The sequence below is a fragment of the Enterobacter sp. 120016 genome (assembly GCF_018383635.1).
GTDB classification, from domain to species: Bacteria; Pseudomonadota; Gammaproteobacteria; order Enterobacterales; family Enterobacteriaceae; genus Enterobacter; species Enterobacter asburiae_D.
Window position 1 is genome coordinate 76,865 of record NZ_JAHAWC010000013.1, and the last position, 8,042, is coordinate 84,906.

Here is an 8,042-nt window from a genome sequence, read left to right on the forward strand (position 1 = left end):
TCCCTCGTGGAATTGAGGGATTAACGCAAATTTTTTTCCTTTGCGGTCATTCTTCAGCCGCGAAGTCAAAACTACATATGTAAGCAATGTCGAAACAAGGAGTGACCCATGCAGGTCAGCAGAAGGCAGTTCTTTAAGATCTGCGCTGGCGGTATGGCAGGCACCACGGCAGCGGCACTGGGCTTTGCGCCCGGCGTAGCGCTGGCGGAAACGCGGCAGTATAAACTGCTGCGCACCCGTGAAACCCGTAATACCTGTACGTACTGCTCTGTCGGTTGCGGGCTGTTGATGTATAGCCTCGGCGACGGTGCTAAAAACGCCAAAGCGTCTATTTTCCATATCGAAGGCGACCCGGATCATCCGGTCAACCGCGGCGCATTGTGCCCGAAAGGGGCCGGTCTGGTGGACTTTATCCACTCCGAAAGCCGCCTCAAATTCCCTGAATATCGCGCGCCAGGCTCCGACAAATGGCAGCAAATCAGCTGGGAAGAGGCGTTCGACCGCATCGCAAAACACATTAAAGAAGACCGCGATGCCAACTTTGTTGAGAAGAACGCCGACGGCGTTACGGTCAACCGCTGGCTCTCCACCGGGATGCTGTGTGCCTCTGCTTCCAGCAACGAAACCGGTTATTTAACCCAGAAATTCACGCGCGCACTCGGTATGCTCGCGGTCGACAACCAGGCGCGTGTCTGACACGGACCAACGGTAGCAAGTCTTGCTCCAACATTTGGTCGCGGTGCGATGACCAACCACTGGGTCGACATCAAGAACGCCAACCTCATTGTGGTGATGGGCGGTAACGCCGCTGAAGCGCACCCTGTCGGGTTCCGCTGGGCGATGGAAGCCAAAATCCACAACGGTGCGAAACTGATTGTGATCGATCCCCGCTTTACGCGTACTGCGTCAGTGGCGGATTTCTACACCCCAATTCGTTCAGGTACTGACATCACTTTCCTGTCAGGCGTATTGCTGTACCTGATGACCAACGAAAAATATAACCGCGAATACACCGAAGCCTATACCAACGCCAGCCTGATCGTGCGTGAGGATTACCACTTCGAAGATGGCCTGTTCAGCGGTTACGACGCCGAAAAACGCAAATACGACAAAACCAGCTGGAACTACGAGCTGGATGAAAAAGGCTTTGCGAAGCGCGATACCACCCTGCAACACCCGCGCTGCGTGTGGAACCTGCTGAAAGAGCACGTATCCCGCTACACGCCGGAGGTGGTCGAAAACATCTGCGGTACGCCGAAGGCGGACTTCCTGAAGGTGTGCGAGCTGATCGCCGAAACCAGCGCGAAGGACAAAACCGCATCGTTCCTGTACGCCCTCGGCTGGACGCAGCACTCCATCGGTGCGCAGAACATCCGTACCATGGCGATGGTTCAGCTCCTGCTCGGCAACATGGGGATGGCAGGCGGCGGCGTGAACGCCCTGCGCGGTCACTCCAACATTCAGGGTCTGACCGACCTCGGCCTGCTGTCTCAAAGCCTGCCGGGTTACATGAACCTGCCAAGCGAGAAACAGACCGATCTGCAAACCTACCTGACGGCCAGCACGCCTAAACCGCTGCTCGAAGGCCAGGTAAACTACTGGGGCAACTATCCGAAGTTCTTCGTCTCAATGATGAAAGCCTTCTTCGGCGACAAAGCGACGGCGGAAAACAGCTGGGGCTTTGACTGGCTGCCAAAGTGGGACAAAGGCTACGACGTTCTGCAGTATTTCGAGATGATGCACCAGGGCAAAGTGAACGGCTATCTGTGCCAGGGCTTTAACCCGGTTGCCTCGTTCCCGAACAAGAACAAGGTTGTTGAGTCTCTGTCGAAGCTGAAGTTCCTGGTGACGATTGACCCGCTCAATACCGAAACCTCAACCTTCTGGCAGAACCACGGTGAATCGAACGACGTCGATCCATCGAAGATTCAGACCGAAGTGTTCCGTCTGCCGTCTACCTGCTTCGCGGAAGAGAACGGTTCTATCGTCAACTCCGGACGCTGGCTGCAGTGGCACTGGAAAGGCGCGGACGCCCCGGGCATCGCCATGAACGACGGCGAGATCCTGGCCGGCATCTTCTTACGCCTGCGTAAGATGTATGCGGCAGAAGGCGGCGCGAACCCGGAACCGTTGCTGAACATGAGCTGGAACTACTCGACGCCGGAAAACCCTGCGCCGGAAGAAGTGGCGATGGAGAGCAACGGTAAGGCGCTGGCGGACGTTATCGACCCGGCCACCGGTACCGTGCTGGCGAAGAAAGGCGATCAGCTCAGCACCTTCGCACACCTGCGCGATGACGGCACGACCTCCAGCGGCTGCTGGATCTTTGCCGGTAGCTGGACGCCGAAGGGCAACCAGATGGCCAACCGCGATAACGCCGACCCGTCGGGTCTCGGCAATACGCTGGGCTGGGCATGGGCGTGGCCGCTCAACCGCCGCATCCTCTATAACCGCGCATCCGCTGACCCGCAGGGCAACCCGTGGGATCCGAAGCGTCAGCTTCTGAAGTGGGACGGCGCGAAATGGGGCGGCGTGGATATTCCGGACTACAGCACTGCCGCACCGGGCAGCGACGTTGGGCCGTTTATCATGCAGCCTGAAGGGATGGGACGCCTGTTTGCTATCGATAAGATGGCGGAAGGTCCGTTCCCGGAACACTACGAGCCGTTTGAGACGCCGCTGGGCACCAACCCGCTGCACCCGAACGTGGTCTCTAACCCGGCAGCCCGTATCTTTAAGGGCGATTTCGAAGCGCTGGGTAAAAAGGACAAGTTCCCGTACGTGGGCACCACCTACCGTCTGACCGAGCACTTCCACTACTGGACCAAGCACGCGCTGCTTAACGCCATCGCGCAGCCGGAACAGTTTGTGGAGATCGGCGAGAAGCTGGCGGGCAAGCTCGGCATCGCCCATGGCGATACCGTGAAGGTCTCCTCTAACCGCGGCTATATTAAAGCCAAGGCGGTGGTGACCAAGCGTATCCGCACGCTGAACGTTCACGGTCAGGAGGTGGACACCATCGGTATCCCGATCCACTGGGGCTATGAGGGTGTGGCGAAGAAAGGGTTCATTGCGAACACCCTGACGCCGTTCGTCGGCGATGCGAACACGCAGACGCCGGAGTTTAAGGCCTTCCTCGTGAACGTGGAAAAGGTGTAACGGAGACGACTTATGGCTTATCAATCTCAAGACATTATCCGTCGTTCCGCGACAAACAGTTTCACGCCCGCGCCTCAGGCGCGGGACCACCAGCAGGAAGTGGCGAAGCTTATCGACGTGACCACCTGTATCGGCTGTAAAGCCTGTCAGGTGGCGTGTTCAGAGTGGAACGATCTGCGTGACGAAGTGGGTCACAACGTCGGGGTATATGACAACCCGGCGGACCTGACCGCCAAGTCCTGGACGGTGATGCGTTTCTCGGAAGTGGAGCAGAACGACAAACTGGAATGGCTTATCCGCAAAGATGGCTGTATGCACTGTGCGGATCCGGGCTGCCTGAAGGCATGTCCGTCAGAAGGGGCTATCATTCAGTATGCCAACGGCATCGTCGACTTCCAGTCCGAACAGTGCATCGGCTGCGGCTACTGCATCGCGGGCTGCCCGTTCGACGTTCCGCGCCTGAACCCGGAAGACAACCGCGTCTACAAATGCACGCTGTGCGTTGACCGCGTCACCGTCGGCCAGGAGCCAGCGTGCGTGAAGACCTGCCCAACCGGCGCTATCCACTTTGGCTCCAAAGAGGATATGAAAACGCTGGCGGCAGAGCGCGTGGGCGAGCTGAAAACCCGCGGTTACGACAACGCGGGCCTGTACGATCCAGCCGGGGTTGGCGGTACGCACGTGATGTACGTGCTGCACCACGCCGACAAGCCGAATCTGTACCACGGCCTGCCGGAGAACCCGGAAATCAGCGCCACCGTGAAGTTCTGGAAAGGCATCTGGAAACCGCTGGCAGCGGTCGGTTTTGCTGCCACCTTCGCAGCGAGCATCTTCCACTACGTCGGCGTTGGTCCGAACCGCGCGGAAGAGGAAGACGACAACCTGCATGAAGAGAAAGACGAGGTGCGCAAATGAGAAAACGTGACACCATCGTGCGCTACACCGCGCCGGAACGCATCAACCACTGGGTCACCGCCTTCTGCTTCATGCTGGCGGCGATAAGCGGGCTGGGATTCTTCTTCCCGTCCTTCAACTGGCTGATGCAGATCATGGGGACACCACAGCTGGCGCGTATTCTGCACCCGTTTGTGGGCGTCATCATGTTCGCGTCGTTTATCATCATGTTTTTCCGCTACTGGCACCATAACCTAATCAATCGGGATGATATCTTTTGGGCGAAGAATATTCGTAAGATCGTCGTCAACGAGGAAGTGGGTGATACCGGGCGTTATAACTTCGGCCAGAAATGCGTATTCTGGGCGGCGATTATCTTCCTGGTCCTGTTGCTGGTAAGCGGCGTGATCATCTGGCGTCCGTACTTTGCGCCTGCTTTCTCAATCCCGGTGATCCGATTCGCGCTGATGCTGCATTCATTTGCCGCAGTGGCGTTAATTGTGGTTATCATGGTGCATATCTACGCCGCCCTCTGGGTGAAAGGCACCATTACCGCGATGGTGGAAGGATGGGTAACCAGTACGTGGGCGAAGAAACATCACCCGCGCTGGTACCGAGAGGTCCGCCAGAAACAGGAAAAGTCATCTGAATGAGTATTCGCATAATCCCGCAAGATGAGCTGGGGTCGAGCGAGAAACGCACGGCGGATTATATTCCGCCGTTGTTATTCCCCAGACTCAAGAACCTCTACAACCGCCGCGCAGAGCGTCTGCGCGAGCTGGCAGAGAACAACCCGCTGGGTGATTTTCTGCGCTTTGCCGCGCTGGTTGCCCACGCGCAGGAAGTGGTGCTGTACGACCACCCGCTGCAAATTGACCTGACCGCGCGCATCAAAGAAGCCAGCGAGCAGGGCAAGCCGCCGCTGGACATTCACGTCCTGCCGCGCGACAAACACTGGCAAAAGCTGCTGCATTCGCTGATTGCCGAGCTGAAGCCGGAGATGAGCGGCACCGCGCTGGCGGTCATTGAGAATCTGGAAAAAGCCTCTGACCTGGAGCTGGAAGAGATGGCGAGCGCGCTGTTTGCCTCTGACTTCTCTCTGGTCAGCAGCGATAAAGCCCCGTTTATCTGGGCCGCGCTGTCGCTCTACTGGGCGCAAATGGCCAGCCTGATCCCGGGCAAAGCCCGCGCCGAATACGGCGAGGCGCGCCAGTTCTGCCCGGTCTGTGGCTCCATGCCGGTATCGAGCATGGTGCAAATCGGCACCACTCAGGGGCTGCGCTACCTGCACTGCAACCTGTGTGAAACCGAGTGGCACGTGGTGCGCATCAAGTGCAGCAACTGCGAACAGACCCGCGATCTGAACTACTGGTCGCTGGAAAATGAAGAAGCGGCGGTGAAAGCGGAAAGCTGCGGCGACTGCGGGACCTACCTGAAGATTCTGTATCAGGAAAAAGACCCGAAAGTCGAAGCGGTGGCCGACGATCTCGCCTCGCTGATTCTGGACGCGAAGATGGAGCAGGAGGGCTTTGCCCGCAGCTCGATCAACCCGTTCCTGTTCCCGGGTGAAGGGGAGTAATCCTCTGTGACAGTGCCGGGCGGCGCGAGCTTGCCCGGCCTGTAATTTCTCTTTTTGTCCGCTTTCACACTTCTCAAGTGCCTGTCACAACGCTAAATTTTAGGATTTTATTTAGCCGCTACGCGTAGAAAACTCTCTCTTACTTCGTCACTATCCCTCGCAAGAAAACATTACTTTTTGTAAGGGAAAATGTTGAAATGGAATTTCAACGATTAACGACGGAAAGCGCCGTCTTTTTCATCTGCGCTATTCTCAGCCTTTCAGCGACGGCTATCGCCGCACCGGCAGATGAGCAATTTATCCTTCAGCAGCAGCGTCAGCAAGCACTGGAAGCCCAGTTGACGCCGCAGGCGCCGGATATTCGCCTGCAACCCCCCGCCGAAAAAACCATCACCACGGCCTTTCCTGCCGAAACGCCCTGCTTTGTTATTCACGACGTCACGCTCTCGGGACAAGAAGCATTGCCACACTGGCTGCCGCTGCAACGCCTCGCGGATCGGGCGGCTGGGAGATGCCTCGGCGCAAAAGGGATTAATTATCTGATGAGCACGCTTCAGAACCGGCTGATTTCCCATGGCTGGACGACAGCACGCGTGCTGGCTCCCGCTCAGGATATAAAAAGCGGCCACTTAAAGCTGGCTGTGATACCGGGAAAAATTCGTCACGTCACCTTAACCGGTGAGAGCAGCTCCTGGATTTGGCTATACGGCGCCTTCCCGGCGCATGAGGGCAATCTGCTCGATTTGCGGGACATTGAACAAGGGCTTGAGAACCTTCAGCGTTTACCCACCGTTCAGGTGGAAATGGAGATTGTTCCTGCCGCACAGCCCGGCGAGAGCGATATTGTCATTTCCCGCCAGCAGCGCAAATTCTGGCGGCTTGGCCTGTCGCTTGACGACTCCGGCTCGTCATCAACCGGACGCTATCAGGGGGGAGTGACCCTCTCACTGGACAACCCGCTGGCGTTGAGCGATCTCTTCTGGTTTTCCATTAACCATGATCTGCAAACCGGACCGGAGAAAGGCAACCAAAACCTCAGCGCCCACTGGTCCGTTCCGGTTGGCTGGTGGGGGTTTTCCCTGACCGGCAGCGACTACCACTATCACCAGACGGTCGCCGGGTTGAGCGGTGATTACCGCTACAGCGGCAAGAGCCAAAGCGTGGTTGCCCAGCTCAGCCGGGTACTGCACCGCAACAGCGCGCAAAAAACATCATTCACGTGGGACGTCGAGAGCCGGACAACGCGAAATTACATCAGCGACACTGAAATCGAGGTGCAGCGTCGCCACGTTTCCTCCTGGAAAGCGGGGCTTTCGCACCGTCACTATATCGGCCCGGCAACGCTGGATGCAGGAATCAGCTATCAGCGCGGTACTCGCTGGTTTGGCGCACAGCCTGCGCCAGAAGAAGTATTCGATGAAGCCACGGCGCTGAGCCGCATTCTTCGCACGGATGCCCGCCTGAGCCTGCCGTTTGAGCTGATCGACCAGCATTTCCGCTACGACATAGTCTGGCAGCGTCAGACCAGCACCACCCCGCTGACTTCGCAGGATCAATTCTCCATTGGCGGGCGCTGGACCGTACGCGGCTTTGATGGCGAACGCACCCTGAACGCCGATCGTGGCTGGCTGGTACGCAACGATCTCTCCATACAGACCCCTCTCCCGGGCACCGAGTTTTATCTGGCAGCCGACTACGGAGAAGTGGCGGGCAGCGGAACGGAATACCTGACGGGAAATCATCTGGCCGGCGGTGCAGCCGGGCTACGCGGCACGCTCTGGAAAGTCGGTTTCGACCTGTTTGCGGGCGTTCCGTTTTCTCGCCCCGAGGGCTTCAAAACCAGCCCGGCCACCTTCGGTTTCAACCTGAACATGGATCTCTGACGATGCGGTATGGCGAATTCACGGTCCACTGTCCGCTTATGCTGGCCGAAACCCTTAACGAAGCGGAAGCGCTGGGTGCATCGGTCTGGTTATGGATGCACTCATTCAACCATCGGGATGCACCGCTGCACGTCCTGCCCGCGGTTCTTCTGCCCGTCATCAAGCGCCAGCAGTACGTACTGGTGGAAATGGGAGGTCGCCCGGTCTTTTTTTTGAGCTGGGCGTGGATGAGCGAAGAGGCTGAACGCCGCTATCTCAACGAGGCCGCCATTACCCTGCCAGAGGAAGACTGGTGCAACGGCGATCGCCTGTGGTTTCGCGACTTTATCGCCCCCTTTGGCCACGGGCGAGACATGTTCCGCCTGTTACGCGAAGAGATTTTCCCGCATCACATGGCCCGTTCTCTCTGGCATCGCGGTGAAGAAAAAGGACGCCGCATCAAAACGTTTTACGGCAAACGGGTCACGCGCGACGCGTTGCTGAACTGGAAAAAGACGCACCCGCTGCACGGATAACACATAAAAGGA

The 8,042-nt window shown here is 57.8% G+C and carries 6 protein-coding genes; all 6 read left to right on the plus strand.

Annotated features, from left to right (window positions below):
- Positions 1 to 108 precede the first annotated feature (108 nt).
- The 6 genes from fdnG (at position 109) to KIF87_RS17420 (ending at position 8,030) form a co-directional block, all read left to right on the plus strand.
- The gene (gene fdnG, locus KIF87_RS17395; RefSeq protein ID WP_213329815.1) at positions 109 to 3,159 is read left to right on the plus strand and encodes a formate dehydrogenase-N subunit alpha; all 3,051 of its coding nucleotides are present in this window, start codon (positions 109 to 111) and stop codon (positions 3,157 to 3,159) included.
- Between the two features lie 12 nt (positions 3,160 to 3,171).
- Positions 3,172 to 4,074 (plus strand): formate dehydrogenase subunit beta, encoded by a 903-nt coding sequence (gene fdxH / locus KIF87_RS17400; RefSeq protein ID WP_010436855.1) that lies wholly within the window; start codon positions 3,172 to 3,174, stop codon positions 4,072 to 4,074.
- Entirely contained in the window at positions 4,071 to 4,706 is a 636-nt protein-coding gene (gene fdoI / locus KIF87_RS17405) for a formate dehydrogenase cytochrome b556 subunit (RefSeq protein ID WP_008501832.1), read from the plus strand. Before fdxH ends, fdoI begins: the two co-directional genes overlap by 4 nt.
- Positions 4,703 to 5,632 carry a formate dehydrogenase accessory protein FdhE gene (gene fdhE / locus KIF87_RS17410; RefSeq protein ID WP_063144324.1) on the plus strand — a complete coding sequence of 310 codons (930 nt, stop codon included), beginning with the start codon at positions 4,703 to 4,705 and terminating at the stop codon, positions 5,630 to 5,632. The genes fdoI and fdhE overlap by 4 nt, the downstream gene beginning before the upstream one ends.
- Before the next feature lie 197 nt (positions 5,633 to 5,829).
- Positions 5,830 to 7,515: a ShlB/FhaC/HecB family hemolysin secretion/activation protein gene (locus KIF87_RS17415; RefSeq protein WP_213329817.1), complete on the plus strand. Its 1,686-nt coding sequence runs from the start codon at positions 5,830 to 5,832 to the stop codon at positions 7,513 to 7,515.
- A gap of 2 nt (positions 7,516 to 7,517) precedes the next feature.
- Positions 7,518 to 8,030, plus strand: coding sequence for a toxin-activating lysine-acyltransferase (locus tag KIF87_RS17420; RefSeq protein WP_213329819.1), 513 nt, complete (start codon positions 7,518 to 7,520; stop codon positions 8,028 to 8,030).
- The last annotated feature ends 12 nt before the right edge of the window (positions 8,031 to 8,042 follow it).